Source organism: Photobacterium kishitanii, assembly GCF_003026355.1.
Taxonomy (GTDB): domain Bacteria; phylum Pseudomonadota; class Gammaproteobacteria; order Enterobacterales; family Vibrionaceae; genus Photobacterium; species Photobacterium kishitanii.
Genome location: NZ_PYON01000005.1, coordinates 227,352 through 246,609 on the forward strand (window position 1 = coordinate 227,352; position 19,258 = coordinate 246,609).

Annotated in this window: 17 protein-coding genes and 1 pseudogene; 8 read left to right on the forward strand and 10 right to left on the reverse strand. The window is 36.1% G+C overall.

Going from position 1 to position 19,258, the window contains the following annotated elements:
- Nucleotides 1-222 precede the first annotated feature (222 nt).
- Nucleotides 223-756, reverse strand: coding sequence for a class I SAM-dependent methyltransferase (locus tag C0W29_RS08200; RefSeq protein WP_045043030.1), 534 nt, complete (start codon nt 754-756; stop codon nt 223-225).
- Nucleotides 757-1,066: 310 nt separating this feature from the next.
- A complete protein-coding gene (locus C0W29_RS08205) occupies nt 1,067-2,167 on the reverse strand; it encodes an alkene reductase (RefSeq protein WP_107174044.1) in 1,101 nt (366 codons plus the stop codon).
- Between the two features lie 368 nt (nt 2,168-2,535).
- Here C0W29_RS08205 and C0W29_RS08210 point away from each other — a divergent pair, with 368 nt between their 5' ends.
- From C0W29_RS08210 to C0W29_RS08220, 3 genes are all read left to right on the forward strand, one after another.
- The gene (locus C0W29_RS08210; RefSeq protein WP_045045246.1) at nt 2,536-3,621 is read left to right on the forward strand and encodes a hypothetical protein; all 1,086 of its coding nucleotides are present in this window, start codon (nt 2,536-2,538) and stop codon (nt 3,619-3,621) included.
- A 722-nt stretch (nt 3,622-4,343) separates the two neighbouring features.
- Complete coding sequence (locus tag C0W29_RS08215; RefSeq protein ID WP_045045247.1) at nt 4,344-5,183, forward strand: isopenicillin N synthase family dioxygenase; 840 nt, start codon at nt 4,344-4,346, stop codon at nt 5,181-5,183.
- Between the two features lie 136 nt (nt 5,184-5,319).
- A complete protein-coding gene (locus C0W29_RS08220) occupies nt 5,320-5,715 on the forward strand; it encodes a DUF1090 domain-containing protein (protein WP_045045248.1) in 396 nt (131 codons plus the stop codon).
- Between the two features lie 233 nt (nt 5,716-5,948).
- On the opposite strand, the gene C0W29_RS08225 is transcribed toward C0W29_RS08220, so the two are convergent.
- The 3 genes and pseudogenes from C0W29_RS08225 to C0W29_RS08230 all read right to left on the reverse strand — a co-directional run.
- Nucleotides 5,949-6,797 carry an alpha/beta fold hydrolase gene (locus C0W29_RS08225; RefSeq protein ID WP_052671671.1) on the reverse strand — a complete coding sequence of 283 codons (849 nt, stop codon included), beginning with the start codon at nt 6,795-6,797 and terminating at the stop codon, nt 5,949-5,951.
- Between the two features lie 206 nt (nt 6,798-7,003).
- Nucleotides 7,004-7,135 (reverse strand): hypothetical protein, encoded by a 132-nt coding sequence (locus C0W29_RS21900; RefSeq protein ID WP_268952931.1) that lies wholly within the window; start codon nt 7,133-7,135, stop codon nt 7,004-7,006.
- Nucleotides 7,136-8,203: 1,068 nt separating this feature from the next.
- Nucleotides 8,204-8,827: pseudogene (locus C0W29_RS08230) on the reverse strand (phage integrase); the annotation flags it as partial.
- 189 nt (nt 8,828-9,016) lie between these two features.
- Here C0W29_RS08230 and C0W29_RS08235 point away from each other — a divergent pair.
- Together C0W29_RS08235 and C0W29_RS08240 are read left to right on the forward strand one after the other, a co-directional pair.
- Nucleotides 9,017-9,268, forward strand: coding sequence for a hypothetical protein (locus C0W29_RS08235; RefSeq protein ID WP_045045250.1), 252 nt, complete (start codon nt 9,017-9,019; stop codon nt 9,266-9,268).
- Nucleotides 9,269-9,857: 589 nt separating this feature from the next.
- Nucleotides 9,858-10,604, forward strand: a complete 747-nt coding sequence (locus C0W29_RS08240; protein WP_045045251.1) for a hypothetical protein — start codon at nt 9,858-9,860, stop codon at nt 10,602-10,604.
- Nucleotides 10,605-10,804: 200 nt separating this feature from the next.
- Here the strand turns inward: C0W29_RS08240 and C0W29_RS08245 are convergent, their stop codons facing one another.
- Nucleotides 10,805-11,950, reverse strand: coding sequence for a M14 family metallopeptidase (locus C0W29_RS08245; protein WP_045045252.1), 1,146 nt, complete (start codon nt 11,948-11,950; stop codon nt 10,805-10,807).
- 394 nt (nt 11,951-12,344) lie between these two features.
- Here C0W29_RS08245 and C0W29_RS08250 point away from each other — a divergent pair, with 394 nt between their 5' ends.
- Nucleotides 12,345-13,391, forward strand: a complete 1,047-nt coding sequence (locus C0W29_RS08250) for an FUSC family protein (RefSeq protein ID WP_036792422.1) — start codon at nt 12,345-12,347, stop codon at nt 13,389-13,391.
- 3 nt (nt 13,392-13,394) lie between these two features.
- On the opposite strand, the gene C0W29_RS08255 is transcribed toward C0W29_RS08250, so the two are convergent.
- Nucleotides 13,395-13,730, reverse strand: coding sequence for a c-type cytochrome (locus C0W29_RS08255; protein WP_107174045.1), 336 nt, complete (start codon nt 13,728-13,730; stop codon nt 13,395-13,397).
- 144 nt (nt 13,731-13,874) lie between these two features.
- Nucleotides 13,875-14,846: a DNA ligase gene (locus tag C0W29_RS08260; protein WP_235869008.1), complete on the reverse strand. Its 972-nt coding sequence runs from the start codon at nt 14,844-14,846 to the stop codon at nt 13,875-13,877.
- A gap of 286 nt (nt 14,847-15,132) precedes the next feature.
- Between C0W29_RS08260 and C0W29_RS08265 the strand changes: the two genes are divergently transcribed.
- Nucleotides 15,133-16,191 carry a PTS transporter subunit IIC gene (locus C0W29_RS08265; RefSeq protein ID WP_036792994.1) on the forward strand — a complete coding sequence of 353 codons (1,059 nt, stop codon included), beginning with the start codon at nt 15,133-15,135 and terminating at the stop codon, nt 16,189-16,191.
- 19 nt (nt 16,192-16,210) lie between these two features.
- Here the strand turns inward: C0W29_RS08265 and C0W29_RS08270 are convergent, their stop codons facing one another.
- Nucleotides 16,211-16,717 carry a hypothetical protein gene (locus tag C0W29_RS08270; RefSeq protein WP_045045253.1) on the reverse strand — a complete coding sequence of 169 codons (507 nt, stop codon included), beginning with the start codon at nt 16,715-16,717 and terminating at the stop codon, nt 16,211-16,213.
- Nucleotides 16,718-17,006: 289 nt separating this feature from the next.
- Here C0W29_RS08270 and C0W29_RS08275 point away from each other — a divergent pair, with 289 nt between their 5' ends.
- The gene (locus C0W29_RS08275; protein WP_036792417.1) at nt 17,007-17,705 is read left to right on the forward strand and encodes a hypothetical protein; all 699 of its coding nucleotides are present in this window, start codon (nt 17,007-17,009) and stop codon (nt 17,703-17,705) included.
- A gap of 80 nt (nt 17,706-17,785) precedes the next feature.
- Here the strand turns inward: C0W29_RS08275 and C0W29_RS08280 are convergent, their stop codons facing one another.
- Complete coding sequence (locus C0W29_RS08280; RefSeq protein WP_235869009.1) at nt 17,786-19,237, reverse strand: FAD-dependent oxidoreductase; 1,452 nt, start codon at nt 19,235-19,237, stop codon at nt 17,786-17,788.
- Nucleotides 19,238-19,258: the final 21 nt, after the last annotated feature.

Here is a 19,258-nt window from a genome sequence, read left to right on the forward strand (position 1 = left end):
TTACCTAGCAAGAAAACCAATAACTCTGCGTGTCCATGTTTGGCTCCAATAAAAGAATAAGCAATTTTAGTCATATATTCTGAATAAGTAAAAATACAAATTAGCAATCTAACATCAAATAAGTGAGTGTTGATCCAGCAAGTTGATGTATTAGGTTGCGTGATTATATAGACGATAAAAAGGCTACCATTTGGCAGCCTTCAGTATTATCGTGATGATATATTATAAATTATCATTTTTTTCGTAGACAAAAACAGTTGCAGGAGGAATGTTAAGCCATACCTTTTTTACTTTGGTAAGAATGAGTTTATTTTGCTCTAAATTCTCTGCTCCAAATGGGCAACGATTTAAATAAGTATATTGGATCAACTTACCGCCATGATCTAATACTGTGCTCATATCACTTAAAGCTTTTGCTTTAGTCGTAGTAGAAAAATTCACAAAAGGAATGCTTGAAATAATGGTTTTGACTTTTTGATGTTGGTGCCTTTCTTTCATAGTAAAAAGGTCAGACACGCAAATAGTCTTATCTATTTTCAATAGCGATTTATGAAAAATTGGATTGTTTTCATAAGTATAAATAGTATCTACTGATTGAATTGTTGCAAGTTTACGAGTGATCACACCTGAGCCAGCACCCAACTCAATGATAGTGCCTTCTGGTGATATGTGTGAAATCATTTCTTGAACTAAAAATTGGCTGCTTGATATAACAGACCCAGTATTTTTAGGGTTTCTTAAAAATTCAATTATCACTATAGATAGATACCATAAAAAAAAGATAGTGCATAATTACACTATAAACGTGAAAAATCCGTCAAGAAATGTGATGTTTTGTGAAATGGACAATGAAATATTCTTGTTTATTACAGAAAATGAGTGAAGTAAGTATAACTTCATCAGTTATCGAGTATGTTTATCATCAGTACAAGCTTGACCGTAAGAACTTCAACTGTCGCCATAGACTCTAACCGTAGGGGAAAGGGTTTATAATGCGAATAAAAATGGCTATCTTAGAAAAGAGAGCCATTTGGATAATTATAGAAAATCATGGTCTATTTTTGATTTATTCACGGTGACTAAAAACACTATAATCAGTATAACCACGCTCATTGCCACCAAATAATGTTGCACCATCAATATCATCGAGTGCTTGATTATATTTAAGACGAGACACTAAATCAGGATTAGAAATAAATGGTCGCCCAAAAGCCACTAGATCAGCATAACCGTGTTGCAATATATCATCAGCACGTGCTTGTGTATAACTGCCTGCGACAATGATTGGGTTCGTGAATACAGATCGTAACGCAACTCGAAAACTCTCTGGGATCACTGGGGCATCGTCCCAATCAGCTTCTGATAAATGTAGGTAAGCAATGTCTCGTGTCTGTAGTTGTTCTGATACAGCTAAAATAGTTGGTACGATATCTGGGCAATCCATATCTTTAAAGGTGATAAATGGTGCTAAGCGTACACCTACTCTGTCACTGCCAATAGTATCACTCACGGCATCAACGACTTCCAGTAAAAAACGAGTACGGTTTTCTCTGTTACCGCCGTAATTATCCGTACGATGATTAGAGTTAGTACGTAAAAACTGGTCGATAAGGTAGCCATTACCGCCATGAATTTCAATGCCATCAAAACCAGCTTCAATAGCGCGTTTTGCAGCATAGGCAAAGTCATTAACGACCCGTTTAATATCGGTTAATGTCATTTCACGTGGTTGAACACAATCAACCATATTACCGTTACCTTGTTCATCAGCAATCCACACTTTTGTTTCTACGGGCGATAAAGCCGAGGGAGCTATTGGCAATTGACCTTGTTGAAATACAGGATGAGAAACACGGCCAACATGCCATAATTGGCAAAATATTGCCGCGCCGGCTTGCTTGGCCGCTTGAGTAACTAATTTCCAGCCTTCAACCTGTTCATCGGTATAAACGCCTGGAGTAAAAGAATAGCCTTGTGAGTCATCAGAGATCTGTGTTGCCTCTGAAATAATCAGGCCAGCACTCGCTCGTTGTTGATAGTAGGTTGCCATCATAGGATTCGGGATGTTTCCCGGTTGGCTGGTTCGTGCTCGTGTCATAGGAGCCATTACAACACGGTTTTGTAATGTTAGCTGGTTTAGTTTAACTGTCTCAAATAATGTACTCACGATAACCTCTTCTGTTCTTTATGTTTATTACTACAACGTATAACCAGCGAGTTGAGACTGATTTTTGCAGTAATATTTAATAATGTCAGTATATTGATTTAAAAGTATTTGATAATTGAGGGGGATTTAAATTCATTGTTTAGAATAACTAAACAATGAGCGGTGATAGTGGATAAATTTATTCATTGTAACGCTATTTCATAAATAATTAACAAGCATGATATTTGTAATTATAAAGGTTTATAGTCATCTTAACTTATATGTTTGGTGTCATAATTTTCTACAAACATATAAATAGTGTATTTGTTTTTTATTTTTTCAATTGAGATAATGAATAATATAATGTTATTATTTTTTAAAGGATTAATATGAAAAAAATATTGTTAGTAACGAGTGTAGCGGCTGGAATTTTATTAGAGTTAGCTAGTTTTGATGTTTTTGCAGTTTCAACTACACCTCAAAGTATAGGTTATTGGCAAGATTTAAATAACAATTTAATAGGTTATAAAATTGATATTCCAAATGGTCATCGCGATGAAAGATGGTCAAGAGAGGGTAAGTTTTATAAAAATGGTTGGATGAGTTATTATTCTATCGTTGATGGTAATATTTTTAAGTTGGATCCAAATAATAGGGAGACTAATGAACTTTCTGTAGATGATGAGTTTTTTTATTATAAGAAACTTGATTGTCAAGGGGATAAATATTTAAGAGGATCATCGGGCGGGGAGTACTATCCAGGGGACCAAAACCCAATATTGATGTCAAATAGTAATATTATTAAAACAAAAGTATTGTTAGTAAAATCTGGTCGGGGTGAATATTATCCAGGGCATAGTATGCCAACACCTATATCTGATTTTGATTTTCGTTCAATAAGCCATTTAGATGTTAAGGGAGAATTGATTTGTGAAGCATTAAATCACCCTAAATATGAAGAAGGCTATATGTCAAAAGTTAAAAATATTGAGAATCTGATTGAAAATCCTCATTATAGATGGCTAACTTTTCATATAGATTCTCAAGACCATGTTTACGCTACAGTTAAAGGCATTCAGCCTCCTTTTGAATATATTGATACCGGCCCTATACCTGTTCCAGATTTAATACCTTATCCTTCGTCAGATAAAGATATAAAAATAACAGTTACATCTGAAGGTAATTTATCTTCAGTACTTGTTGATAAAGGACCTGATGTTTTCGAAGGAGAAATTTCAGTAAAGAGAATAAATAAAGGTATTTATGATATAACTTTTCCTGAACGTATTCTTCCGCATAGTAAAACGAGTGAAACAGTACAATTAAGCTGTTCTGTTAATAAGCCTTCTCGTAATGATGGTGGTAATATGGGAATTAGTTGTTACAAACTTGATAATTTACCCGTTGTTCGGGTTGTCTCTATGTTGATGGGTTATCCATCAAATACACAATTTAATTTGCAGACTAGTTGGTAATACTTATTAGGTTTAAATTCGGTAATATAAATGGAAGTATTTATTTTTTTATTGTTACTTGCGAGTCGCTAGCTGATATACCTACGAGTTGGAACAATAATAACTAGGGGGGAAGTGGCGTATAGGTTTCTATAAGCAAATATGAATTTTTATTAATAAAATATACTGCGAGCGTGTAAAAGCGCTCACATATAGATTCTAAAATATTATTTAGTTATTACACTATGCGATCGTTACTTATTCTATTTTTAACCAAAAAATTTTTAATGTCAGCATAAATATGTTTATGCGTTATATGGTGAATATACTCTTTAGTTTATTTGATACCCATCTTTGGGGTTATTCAGCGTTAAGATTAATTATCTGTGGATACGGTTTTTTAAAACGAATTCAAGTTGTTTACTTGGTGAGTTATATAAAGCTCATGTAAGTGCGTATGATGCAGGTTCTTTATATTCCTATATGGGCGGCAGCATTAGCCCCAATGCTTTGTGGTTACGCAGCGAGTCGTTGGAAATTACGGGTATTGATATATTACTCAATCTTATCGTTTTTAGCTTTAGCCGTCATAATCTATTTTCATCTTATCAGCAATGGCGATAGTGGCTTTTGCTCATATTTGTGCGGTGTATCCTTGTTATGAATATGTTTCTTAAATAGAATGCTCGCGCTCAGCAAAGTGTTTAATAAAATAATAAAAAAGAAAGTAAGGAATAATAACAATGAAACTAGAAGCTGTAGATTATACCGCAGAGAATGCGAAACAATTATTTGTTGAATCTCTGCGTAATACTGGGTTTGGCGTACTCAAAAACCATCCGATTCAGCAAAAACTAGTCCAAAATATCTATGATAATTGGTATAAATTTTTTATAAGTGCAGACAAGTCTGATTTTTATTTTAATGTAGAAACTCAAGATGGTTTTTTTCCAACAGAGGTGTCAGAAACCGCAAAAGGACACGCTCAAAAAGACATTAAAGAATATTTTCATTACTACCCTTGGGGTCAATGTCCAACTGAACTTAAGCAAGAAATACAGCAGTATTATCAAGAAGCAAATCAGCTTGCAACTGAGTTATTAGCCTGGGTTGAAGAATATTCACCTAGCGCCATTTCTGAGAAATATTCCCAATCACTTTCAAGTATGATCGATGGCAGTCACAAGACTTTACTGCGTGTTCTTCATTACCCACCGTTAGATGATAATGAACAATTAGGGGCGATTCGAGCGGGTGCGCATGAAGATATAAATCTACTGACAATTTTACCTGCAGCAAATGAGCCGGGGTTACAAGTACTTGATAAAGATGGTAATTGGATAGATGTTCCTTGTGATTTTGGCAATTTAATCATTAACATTGGTGACATGTTACAAGAAGCATCAGACGGTTACTTTCCATCAACGACTCACCGTGTGATTAATCCAGAAGGTGCAGACAAAACGAAATCACGCATTTCATTGCCACTGTTTCTTCATCCCAAACCTGAAGTTGTTCTCTCTGAAAAATACACAGCACATAGCTATTTAATGGAACGCTTGCGTGAACTTGGTTTAATCTAAACGGTTATTAAAAATTCACAGCCTCATTCTAATCAATTGTAGAGTGAGGTTTGATTCTACCCTAACAATTTAAGTATAAAGACAATCTATAATTGTAGTTATCATGTGAATAATATACCTAATAACTGGAGTGGTAATGCTAAACAATATCGCTCCACCAACAATTTTGCTGACGATACTTTTACTCTCAACGACAGTTCAAGCTACTGAAATCACTGGTTGTGCGGTTAAAAAACAAGAAATTGAGATTCAGATTAACTATGCAAAAGAATATAACAATACTCATCAGCTAAAGGGCTTACAAAAAGCATTAGCAGAGGTTAATTTTCATTGTACAGATGAGTCGCTAAAAGCAAAACAACTGAAAAAGATAGCGACCAAAGAGGAAAAAGTAGAAGAAAGAAAACAAGAATTAATAGAAGCAAAAGAGAATGGAAAGATAAATAAAATCAAAAACAAAGAGAGAAAGCTACAAGAAGCAATAGATGAGCTTGAAGAGGCGAAAAACACATACTTACATTATTTTAAATAAGATGATTCAGTGTTGTAAAATGATAAAATATTTTATATAGATAAAGGCCACGAGTGTGGCCAATTAGATTTTAGTTATTAGATCAACAATAATTAAACGACGACAGATTATTTATTATTCAATTATCTTCTACGTTAATTTGATGCTGGAGAATTAAATCCATCCAGCTTGGATCCTTTAATACTTTTCATCCTAACCTTCAACAGTAAAGGTATGAGTGTCCTATGTTTTGTCTAAACAAACTTACCTTTATCGAGGTATTCTAAGATATGGTCTATTACTAGTTGGTTAGTTCTCATACTTGCATGATCGACATTCAATTCAATAAAATCGCCCATATTGGGTAATTTAGTTGAAGAAACGGGCACTAATCCATCATTAGGTTCATTAAATGCCTTTCTTGTAATTCGCCATGGTTTATTACCTGCAATAATACCTGTTTTGTAAAACGGTTCAGGCAATGATTTAGCTAAATCTCCCTCATCAGTACCAAGAGCAAGCGACATTTCACCTAAAAGACCAAAAATACTTTTTTCTCGGTAGGAATCACTTATTGGGCTGCCATTATTCGGTGTTCCCATCATAATCACTTTATCGATTTTTCGTTTATTAAGCATAGATGGATGATCAGCTAAATAAGAGCGGATCATTAATCCACCTAAAGAGTGACCGATAAAATGGGTGTTATATGAATTATCAAAGGTTAAAAAACAATCATTAATTTGTTTAACCACCTGTTTTTTTATGGTGTCAACAGAACGACCAACGGTTTTATATTCTAGAACACAAGTGTTATAACCCGTATTTTTTAAACCATTTGTTATAAATTCCATTCCTTTTGCGTTTTGCCCAAAACCATGAATAACAATAATATTTTCATTTTTGGCGTGATTAGTAGGTAGTGTTGATGAGGCATAAACAGGATTTTGGTAAAAAGCCTGTAAAAGTAATAAATAAAAAGTAATTCTTAATTTCATATAGTCATTTTCTGATGCAGAATTTTCACAAATATAAATGAATTCACTGTTATTCTCATTATTTTTGGAATCTTGATTAGTAAAACTTATCTTAACTTGTAACAAAGTGTGCACTTTTAAATAAAAGATAATATAAACAAAAGGTTAAATAATTTATTGGTGGTATTTTTTATTCTAAAATACACTTTTTTTTGATTTTTAATAATCTATTTATCACCATTTCTTTATCTTTGTTACAAAATAGTTTTATATTTATTGTAGGGTTAGGGGAGTAGTATTCCTTAGTTTATTCATCGCTTCAGCAATAAGCATTAAAGCACTCTAAATTTTTCACCATTAGAAAATGTCATGCTATGAGCAAGTTTCCAATATTTAATTAAGTCGGTTAAATGTCGATTATCTTTTTGTTGGTTAAGCCAAAGCTTATCTTCAATGTCCTGCATAGTGAAATGCTCAAAAGCGATAACTTTACTTTAGTGAGAACCGGTTGCGGATATCGATGTAATTAAGGAATGTTTTTTGTGTTTTTTAGGGGAAAATGACTATCAATGTCATTAAATTGTAACAAGAAATAAATAATCTACAGCTAAGTTTTTTTTCTAACAGTATATTATTGATAATGTTAATTTTAAACTTGGTTGTTGCATGATTGCTTCATATGCGAAATTTACGAAAAGATATCCAATATTTCATTTTAGTATTGTGATTTTGTGTATTTTTATGTTTTTTTGTAGTGGTTATTTACTTTTAGTGGATGAGAATATTTGGGCAATTTTAGGATTAATAACACCACTTCCTTTTATGTTTTTATTTGCTAACGCATCAAAATATAAAAGAAAATATTTACATGGTTAGTTTTTAGATAGTTCAAATGTCGCTTATCTAGCGACATTTTTTGTACCTAAACATGACAACTATCGCTTACATGCCACTATTTGAGGTGTTTTTATGTCTGTTAATGGCTTAATAATACGTAATTTTGTGTATTTCCTAATAATGGTCGTTAGTTTTCAATTGGTCAGTAAATACATATCCTTAATAGATGTTGGATATCGATAGATGGGTAAGCAAGAGAAAGTAATACAGAGACGGTTAGCTCTCAAAATATCAAAATTAACGAGAGATAAATTTTTACGTATTTATGCAAAGATATATGTAAACCTTAAATAAAACACCTATAAATGTGTTAACAATGAATTGAGGTTAAGATTCACCTGTCGCCACTAAGCAAATATCCTCATTAAAAATTAGTAACATCACATTTTGATGCTTTTGTGGTTTTATTCATTATCGTGAATAAAAAACGGCCACCTAAAAAGGTAGCCGCTGGCTTGGTGCTTATAGAGAACCAGCAACGAAGTTGAATGGGAGAAGTTAGCGCTTAAAAATAAAATCATTTATAAACAGTATCTTGAGTTTTTTCGATCAATGACTTGTATTGCTTGTAAATACGACGTTTTGCGATGTTAGGCGACGTTTAATGATGTTTGTCGCCATTCTGTCGCCACTTTTTATAGGCTAAATAGGGGGTTTTTGGTGAGTGCTTTTGATAAGTGATCTGGTGAGAAGTGAGCATAACGCATGGTCATTGTAATATCAGAATGACCTAAGATTTCTTTCAACACCAATATATTGCCGCCGTTCATCATGAAGTGACTTGCGAACGAATGGCGTAATACATGTGATGCTTGTCCTGATGGCAAATCAAAGTCCATCGTTTTAAGTAGGTTCCAAAATGAATTATAACATGGAGAAAATAAAGCCCCTGAAGTTGGTTGATATATTTCGTCATAGAGTTCTTTGCTGATAGGTACAGATCTATTCTTACCACTTTTTGTTTTGGTAAAGGTCACTTTGTATTTACTGAGTTGGCTACCTTTCAATTGAGCCGCTTCATTCCATCGTGCTCCTGTAGATAAGCATAGTTTAACGACCTTAATGATGTCGGGATTTTGCCTAGTGGCTAGGCTGTCTAATAGAATAGTAATTTGTTCTTTAGTAAGAAAAGCCATTACATTATCTTTTTTACGAAACGGCTTCATATCTTTAAGCGGGTTAGCGGAGTGCCATTCACCAAGCTATATAAGTTTATTAAAGACTGAGCGAAGGTAGGCTAAATCTAGATTACTCTTTGCATATAGCTAATGCGATACGGCCGAGAACTACAATGTCACTTTCTGATATTTAAAACTCACAGCTACTAGGCATAAAAGTAGGGGAGCTGTTACCAAAAGCGCAAAGGGGTTTACTAGTTAGTAGACCAAGACGGTAACTTTATTGATGAAACCGATGTGTTGGCCTCATTGTAGTGTAAAGTGCGCCAAGTGTTAGCCATTGAATCACAAAGCTATCAAAGCCCTAAGACATGGGTAGGTTCTGAAAAAGAAAATGTGTTGAGTTTATTCAGTGATCTAATGCAAGTGGTCACGGAGCTATCAAGTACCTTAGCCAGCCATACTCATAACAGCCCAGAGACAGGCGCGCCAACATCACCACCAATTCAAGGTGACGGCGTCACAGGCCATGGCAAAGCATCAACCAAATTAAAGCAACGCTTGGATCCCACCACTAAATAAACTGCGCTAATAATACTCACCTCAACGCCCACACAAGGGTGTTTTTTTATGCCTGTCGATAAGGTATGGAACAACAATCACCAACCCAACCACGAAGCGCACAGCCCCTCACGGAATCTATCACGGTGACGTAAACCCCACTACTCCTCCCCACCTGTGGGATTAACGATCTAAAAATTTTTACAGTTTTATTTTTCGCAGTTCTGGCCGCGTGGGGCTGCAGCAAATTAACGCGCAAGCCCCAGTAATAGTGGGGCTTGGCAGCTTGAGTGATGCGCTTAAATGTCATTCAGAGCGTTAAATAAAATTTAAATGAATGATCTAAATTACACCTTATTTCAGTTTGATGATCTCGGTTGGTTGTTAACTTATTGATATTATTAAAAAAAGAGTGTATTTTCCGTGGCGTTTTTTGACAAACTAATGATCACGGTTGTTTTTTCACTAAACACACAACGCCAGTATTGGCGCGGGCTGCAGGGGAATTTGAGGAGATGAAAAGTTGAAATGAAACAATCAGTTGCGGACAGTTCATAGTGACGCTATAAAGAGATGGATTTTTACTTTTATTAACCAAGTTTAGGTGTTTATGGAAGCTCAAACAGCTATTTCATTCTTAGCAGGTCTTATTGGGGCAGGGGTTGGCGCATATGCAGCTTCATATCTTAAAGTATCTGCGAAAATTACAGCGGAAACAAATCATATTCTAGAAATATTAGATCAAAAATACCTTTTTAAAATTCAAGAAGAGTCAGCAAAGATTGATGCTGTAACTAATAAAATTGATGAAATATTAGCGCAACAAAGGGCTATAACGAGTACTAACGAAGCAGCAAAAATTGACGTATTAACTGTTAAAATGGATCAGGTTGTAGAACAGCAGAAAAATATTACAACGACAACAGAAACTATTAAATCTAATGTTGATATTGATAATTGGAGAAAAAAAGAAAATCAAATTTTACGTAGAGAAAAGATAGAGTTACTTTACTCTAAATTTTCAGAGTACTTTTTAGAGTGCAAGATAATGCTTAGCCCATTTACTGGTTCAACAACAATTGAGCATAGGAAAGAAGCAAGTATGAAAACTTTTTTACTATGTGATGAAGTGAATATGATCACTAATTTGTACTTTAGTTCAAACTCTCAACTCATGAGTCTAAAGGAAGAACTCAATACGAAAATGTCTACTTCAATGGAATTGTTTAAAAAATATTCAGAATTAGGCTGCGATGTTCCATTAGTTGAGTATAACTCCATTATGAAAGAGTCTTTGCTAATATCTCATGATATTAAGATTTTGTTGAGTGACACTATGGCAAGAGAACTTGATTAAGATAAAGGTATTTATTGTATTTAAAAGTACATTCAATTATCACTACTTTTTGCCGCCACTTTGTCGCCACTTGCTAGTTTTTACACTAAAAAAGCCTTAAGTTACTCACTTAAGGCTTTTGTGTTTTTATTCGTTATTTTGAATAAAAAACGGCCACCTAAAAAGGTAGCCGCTGGCTTGGTGCTTATAGAGAATCGGTATTAACGAAGATCATCAGCAACAGCAAGTACTGCTGCTAGCGTGTCGTGACCAAAGCCAATACTACGCTCTGGAGACCAGCCGTATAGGCTATCTGGCTGATTGTTATGATCTTTAAATGGCATTTCAACAGTGTAAGACAAGCAGTTAAATTGTTCGCCAACCCAGTTTGATGCCACTGTTAAGTTAGCTTCGCCTGGTTTATCTTTGCCGTAGCCGTGTTCGTCTTGGAATTCTGGCGTTACGGTTAATAGTGCTTGTTTGAATTTATTTTCAAGATTTTCAAGGCGCGCATCGTATGATGGAATGCCTTCAGAACCAGCAACGAAGTTAAATGGAATTGCTTCATCACCATGAATATCAAGGAACATATCCACGCCTGTTGCTAGCATCTTTTCACGGACGTAGAAAACTTCAGGGCTCTTTTCTAGTGATGGTGTTTGCCATTCGCGGTTAAGGTTAACGCCAATCGCATTTAAACGTAGATGACCACGTGCACTACCATCTGGGTTCATGTTAGGTACAACATAGAATACAGCTTTGTTTAGTAAGGCGCGACCAACGGTATCAGTTTCATCTAATAGGCGTTGAACGAGACCTTCAACAAACCATTCTGCCATTGTTTCACCTGGGTGCTGACGTGCAATAACCCAGATTTTTTTCTTCGCTGTTTCTTCGCTATCTGCTGCGTGCTCATCACCAATAACTAATAGGCTGACATCACGGTTATCAAGTGTATGGCCGAGTGTTTCTAGGCGACAGTTATAGTGGCTTTGCGCTAGGTGCAATAGATCTTGATGACGATCGTAGCCGTACGGTGCAAAGTAAGCGAAGTACATTGATTCATTTTCAGGAATAACAGTAAACGTTAATGTGTCACCATCAAATTCTGAAGGGATACGGAACCACTCTTCACGATCATAAGAGGCAACAACATCATAACCGTTCCAACCTTCAGGGTAGGCTGAGTTAGCAAGATCTAACAACTTAATAGTATGAGGCTGCTGTGCTTCTGATTCTAAACGGAAGTGAAACCATTGATGTAGTTCAGATTGGTTATCGTTAGGAATACTTAGCTGAATGTCGTCTTTATGATCTGCTTTAACAACATTGATGCTACCGCTTTCAAAGTTACTGAAAATTTTCATGGTGTTTACTCGTTATCATTATAAGTATTGAATTAGGCTATCACAAACCACAGCAATCGATAATGATTTTTGTTCATCAAAATAAGGTTCCATTGTTTAGCTGAGTGATAAATCATCAATGGTGCTGTTTAGAAGCATCAACCGTATAAAATAGTGATTATTGGCATCGATAGGGTGCTGTTGTTGGAATCTAATAATACAGCTATGTATAAAATGCATATTTTTTATTAAAACATCAATTAAAGTACATTAATGTGATTGAGTCAGCTTTTTGAGTGATAATTTATGCAGTGATAGTGGTGGTGATATGCTTTATGTGGCTGGTTATCTTGAAAGTGGTGTGTTATTTGTATCAGCTTACCCATAGTGATTATTTTTGTGGTTACAACACTGAATGAAAACCTTACACCAACAGATTATTAAGTACATGCGTTTGTTTCATGTGCTACGTATTATTATCGCCTGCATTATAGCTTTTTCTGTCGATATTATTTTTAAGCTTCCTTATGGCACTTGGGCTCCTATTACTATTATTGTGGTGATGTCAGCCAAGTATTCAGGTGAAGTGTCAGATAAAGCCAGTCAACGAATACTTGGTACTACAGTCGGGGCAATTTTAGGACTGTCGCTGTATTTTTTCCCTATCGATAATGTTTATTGGCATTATGGGTTACTGATTGTGATGCTAAGTGTGTCGCTTTACTTTACGTTAGGTAAATACTCATACAGTGCAATTTTAACCTCAGTGACTTTGGTCTTAGTGGCTGGTAGCGGGCCTGGCGATTTACATATTGCATTATGGCGTACAACCAATGTGTTATGGGGTGGGTTAGTGGCGATTATTGCGAGCCAATATTTATTTCCAGCTAAAGCGACCGATCATTTTAAATTCGCCTGTGGTGATTTCTTACGCCTATTTCATCAGTACTATTCGGAACATAATGCGTTAGTCAATAGTGATGATGCCTATCGTGAGATCCAGCTCTCTCAATTACGTCAAACATTAAATAAGATCACAGCGTTAGAATCGAGTATTGGTCATGAGTCGCCTGAAATGAAACTGCCTGTAAAGAAAGCGATCGCGTGTCAGGTAAGAATGTTTAATTTACTCGAAAATATTATTCAGACTCAGTGGCGTCATCAATACAGTAAAGAAAAAGTGCAGGAAATAAGGGCATTATCACAGGCGAAAGAACAATTATCACTAATGTGTGGATTATTAGGGGAAGATTTATTATCAACTCAAAAGCCATTAATGGTGCTTAATAAAAAGCAGCTTGATATTTTAGCGTTATATCCGAAGTTAGCGTCAAGTGTTGATAGCCGGACTGATATCAGTTACTACGGTTATTTGTGGCTTAATCGAGAATTGGCACGTCAGGTTGCCGAGCTTTCTGAGTGGTTGTGCCAATTTGAAACGATTAAAAACGAAGTGCTATAACAACTATTTCATTTCAGAATAATAGGCAGCAATATCGGCAATATCTTGTGAAGTGAGGTTCTGCAATTGTCCTTTCATCATGGTTGCCATTGGGCCAATACGCATATCATTAGTATAAGCGAGCATTGAATCATAAAGGTATTTCTGCTGTTGACCAGCAAGATTAGGGTAACTTGCTTGTGATGCTATGCCGTTACTACCATGACAAAAACGGCAACTTGGGGTTTTGAGTTCTCCTTTGCTTGCGTCACCTTTAGGCATGGCGTAAGCATTGCTGCTAACGCTAATGATGAGCACTGCGGCTGTTGAGAGTGTCCGGAAAATGTTAAATATATGCATTATGAATAAGCCATTAATTTATATGATTATAAGAAAGTTATAATAAAAATATACTATAGTTAATCAATGACTTGATATTTATTTGCTTCTAAATAGTGTAACAATAAATGTCGTAGATAATTACATTTTAGTGATGTTGTCTAGTTAACTATCTGGGTTGTTACGAATTCGAATGAAGCGAGCAAAACGGGGGATGCCATTGTTGGTATAACCGTTATGACGATATTGAATCGTTGAACCAATAGCTGGTGGCGATTGCCGCTGTTGATCATTAAAGCCTGAGCCAATTTTAAAGGTATTATTAGTCGCTGTTTTAACCCAGATCGCTCCCATCATACCTTGGTATTTTCCATTTCCTTCCTCATAGCCAATAATAATAGCTTCAGCATCTTGATGGTTTTTTAGTTTTAATAAGTGTGCTGTTCGACCAGAAGTGTAATTATTTGATTTATGATGCAGCATTAATCCTTCACCATCATGACTGCTAACAATATCTAACCACTGTACTAATATAGCCAGATTATCGAGAGATTTATGTTCAATCCACTGCAAATGAGTAAGTGGTCGATTATTGCTATCTCGCTGTTGTTTAATTAGTGCTTTTAATTGACTGTAGCGTTTACTGAATGGGGCACTATTATGTGGAAGATCAAACACCATATAATTCACCTGTTTCCATGCCTCATTGTTCGGCTCTGTATCAAGAACAATACGGGTTAATGCTTGAAATTTACCACGTTCAATCCAAAGTTCGCCGTCCAGTGGTGTTGAAGGAAAATTAGCATAAAACCATCTTGGGGCATGAATAATATTGCCTGTTTTTGTGAGAAGTTGCTGACCATTCCAATAAGCACGAATACCGTCGAGTTTTTCGCTAACTAAATAATCATCGAGAGTAAAATTTTCGTGGATTTGATGGTCATTACTATAATGAGCTGCATTTAACTGTTCATTGGGTAAACTTTTAGCCAGCATTAATGGTGGTTGAGCTGCAACAATAGGAAAACTAAGCGAGAGACTAATTAATGCTGCAATAGGTGTTAATCGCTTGCCACTAGGTTGAAAGGTATGCGTATCATTATCTGGTGAAAAAGGCTGAAATGGTAATAGTGGCATGATATCGCTCCTTAATGAACATAGAGCCATAACAGTAAATAAATGGCTTAAATGGGTATATTACTACGTCGTCTTTTTAGTTGTGTTTGTGCTGATGTTAGAGTTACGTAATGTGAATCAGGTTACAGTTACATTATTTATGTGTTGAGAGTGCTATATAGGAATTAAGTATGTTGAGTATCAATATAGTCAAAATGATAAAAAAAGGTTATTTATCGACTGTATTTATGGGCTAGCTCGGGTAAAATTCTGCCATAATTGATCTCTATCTGTGGTATTGGCTGTAATGCAATCTTCTTCGTCGCGTTTTTTTACTCGTGTTAATCAATTTTTAGTCTCAAAGAATATCAATATTTCTTTTCATTGTTATTTTATTCATGCCATGAGTTTTATGGCGCTGGGGTTGTTTTCATCGCTGTTAATTGGATCAATTCTGAATACGATAGGTATTAAATTTTCAATACCTTTGCTGAGTGACGTATTGTGGCCGATAGCGAAACAAATGACAGGGCCAGCAATTGGTGTTGCTATTGCTTATGCGCTAAAAGCGCCACCATTAGTATTATTCTCTTCAACTATTGCTGGTGCTGCGGGGGCTGCAATGGGGGGACCTGTTGGTGCATACGTTGCCAGCGTTTGTGCGGCAGAATGCGGTAAACTTGTTGCTGGCGAAACGAAAGTTGATATTTTAGTGACTCCTGCGGTAACAGTATTAGTTGGTGTATTAATTGGTAGTTGGATCGGACCATTGGTTGGGGCTGTGATGACTCAATTTGGTCAATTAATTATGTCGACTACGCAATTACAGCCATTATTAATGGGGGCGCTAATTGCGGTATTAATGGGAATGGCATTAACCTTACCGATCAGTAGTGCAGCTATCGCAATTATGTTGAGTCTCAATGGATTGGCGGCAGGTGCTGCAACTGTCGGTTGTGCTGCACAAATGGTTGGTTTCGCTGTTATGAGTTACCGAGTTAATGGCTGGGCCGGCATATTCGCGCAAGGGTTAGGTACATCGATGTTACAACTACCTAATATTGTTAAGAATTATAAAATTTGGATTCCACCGATTATCGCCTCTGCAGTTCTAGGGCCAATAGCAACTGTTGTCTTTCATATGGAAAATACGCCGCTTGGTGCTGGTATGGGAACATCTGGATTTGTAGGACAGATTCAGACGTTGATTGCGATGGAACAACCTGGTGTCAGTAGTGGTTATATTTATGGGTTAATCGTTTTAATGCATTTTATTTTACCAGCAGCGATCACACTTATTGTTGCCTATATTATGCGTCGCCAAGGTTGGATTAAAGACAGTGATTTAGTCTTGAAATTAAGTTAATGCCGATAGTTAGTGATTATTAACGCTTAGCTAAGGTTGCTATTTGTTGTTGTTCCGCACAGCGAAAAAAAGCATCCGCTTGGCGTTGGCTGGCAATAAAAGCAAAGGGAGCCAGTCCTTTAATATGTAATTTAGTGCGATAACTGTGGGCTTTAAATGCTTTGGTAAATAGCTGTGGACTGAGATTATCGTTGGCAATGGTTGCTGTATAAATAGCGGTTTTATCATCGATGCGTTTAAACAAATTATGGTCGACGGCGTAGCTGATTTCTTGGTGTTGATCGACATTATCTATCGAATGTTGGGTTAATTGTCCTCGAGATGGCGCTTGGAGATCGCTGAGATGGTAGATTTTAACGTCATAGTTATTTTTTCTGTCTGTCGACATGGTTAGGACGGTATTATCGAGTAAGCGCTCTTCTTTAACTGTGAGTGTACATTTAGTTTCTGTTTGACTATAGGTTGAGTTTTCTAGTAAAGGTATTGAAAATGCTGAAACAGTTAACACAATAAGTGGTGTGATCATAAATGTACCATAAAGTTATATAGTGTATTGAAATCCGTTAAATTAATCCTAGTTTGGCTAGAGTACATTTATCGGTTAATCTCAAAATATATTATGATTGAAACAAATTATTAAAATTGAGAATCAAGGATGGACTTTCTCGAATTTACTAATAAGTAAGGTTTTTTTTAAAGATAGAATATTATTTGATGTGAAATTAACAATTCATCATCGGTTAAATGTTAATTTCATTAGCAGTTAAATATATTAGTTATTCTTAATCCAAAAAAATAAAATGGAGAAAGTGATTATGTCTACTAAGGCGACGAGTAAAACCCCTTTGTTATTATCTCTTTTAGCACTAATTGTTGGTGGTGCAATTGGTTATGGTGTAGGCGTAAAAGTAGAACAGAATAGTAGTGCACCGAATCTTCAAGCTTGTCAGCAACATATTAAGGCTCAAACAGATCAACTAGAGCATAGTGCTGAACAATATCAAGCACTAGTGGCTGATAGTGAAGAGCAAAGCAAGCAGTTAGAGCAAGCTACTACAGAGTTAACTGCGATGACGAAGTTAGTTGAGAAGCAAAAAGCCGATTTTGCACAACAATTAGCGTCTTTGGCGCAAAAGAAACAACAGTTATCAGTAAGTCAAAAAAAATTAGAAGTGACTAAAAAGAAATTAGATACTGAAGTTGTAAAATTAAAAACAACCACGAATAAGCAGCAAGTTGTTATTGATAAATCGCAACAGTACTTTGAACGTCAAGCAGAGATGCAGGCGAATGTGAAATCAACGCAGGCAAAGATTGTAGAATTACAACAGGCGGCGAAAGGTTTCAAAAAAGCCTGTGATGAGTTTAAATCTGGCAATAGTTGGAACTGGGTATCACAAAAAGATTGCGATAATTATGATCAGCAATTGGGATTATTGAAAAACAAACAAGCTATTTTAGCGACTCAGCAACAAGCTTTAGCGGTTATTAATGATGAAATTGGTAAGAAATAAAGGCTATTTACGGGCTCTATATTAAATAAAAAATAGCTGCAATTGCAGCTATTTTTATATCTGTAAGATTGTCATTGTGTTTAGTGGCCAATCGGACGTGCTAGTGAGATCGGAAAACCGCGCTCTTCAGCTATCTTCTCTGCATAACTAACGATATCGTGTTGGCTTAATTGATGAGCCACTGGAAACTCGTTTTCACGGGTTTGTGGTACTGGTGTTGGAATTAAATCTAATGTAGCAAGTTGTTCAATAATGGCATCAGCTACGGATAATGCAGATGAAGCTTTAACAATCTCAGATCGTGCATAGCGTTGATGAGAATAAGACACATCAGCTGCACGTAAGGTTGGATCATTTCCTGGAATTTGTTGAGCACCAAATAAGGGTTTTCCACCGACAGTCGCTTGATCAAACTTATTAACAAATTGCGCCATGTGGTTAATAGCCCGTTGCGTCCGTTGATCAATCTCTTGTTGTGACCAATGCTGTTGTAATTTGGCTTTAAAGGAAGAATCTAACTGTGGTTGAGCACTGTTTGCATTTGATGCAACTAAGCCATTCTTAAATAAAGTAATATCTTGTGTCATACCATGGAGTTGGAAGAAACCATCAGGATAAGGTGTTAACTGTGCCATACCGTTCGGTGTGCCACGTTCTCCATGAAAAATGACTTCAGGCCACTGTGCATCACATTGTGACCAATGGGTGACATAAGCTGCTTTAAATTCGACCATTCGTTGACGAGGAATATGTGCCAAGTCATCAATAGTCCCCGTTCTATAACCGCCGGCATTGACCAGATAGTCAACATGGATCTGATGTCGCTGGTTAGTCGCGTCTTGATAGCTAACTTGCCAGCCTGTGCTTTTTTCAGCTAATGATGTCACTTTAGTGCTGGTATGAACATGGCACGATGTCAGCTTTTCTAATGCTAGTGTCAATGTTGCTGCAATTCTAAATACACTTAAGCCATATTCTTGCACCATGACTAACGGGTATTTGAATTGATCTAAATTGATAGATTTAGCGACTGGGATCATCCACTGATCTGGCGTTAGCGGTTGGGATGGATTGTCTTGTAATGCCAGACGCTCCAAATCACTACGTTGATACAGTTTAAAGTAATCCTTTGGTTCTCCCAGCACTTTATTTTTAAGATCGTGTTCTACCAGTGCTTGGTAAGTACGTTGTAATAACTCAAGTCGAGGTAATAAATCATTAGGATTACCAGCATCATTGCAAGGTATAGCAATAACGGTTGGCCTAATATTCGAAGTATGTTGGTAGACACGTAGTGTATCAATCGATTGTGTGAGCAGTGTCAGACATTGTTGATCTGATATTTCACGATAAAGATTTCCACCTGCGTGCAAGTGACAAATAGGGGGACCATTAACTAAACTTTTCCCTTCTTCAAACAACTGAACATTTATACCTTGCTCTGCTAATCGAAGTGCAATAGTTGATCCAGCTATACCGCCACCAATAATACCAACAGTGATAGGTGAATCAGAGAGGGGAAGCGATGTCATTTTACTTTCAATTAAATTCAT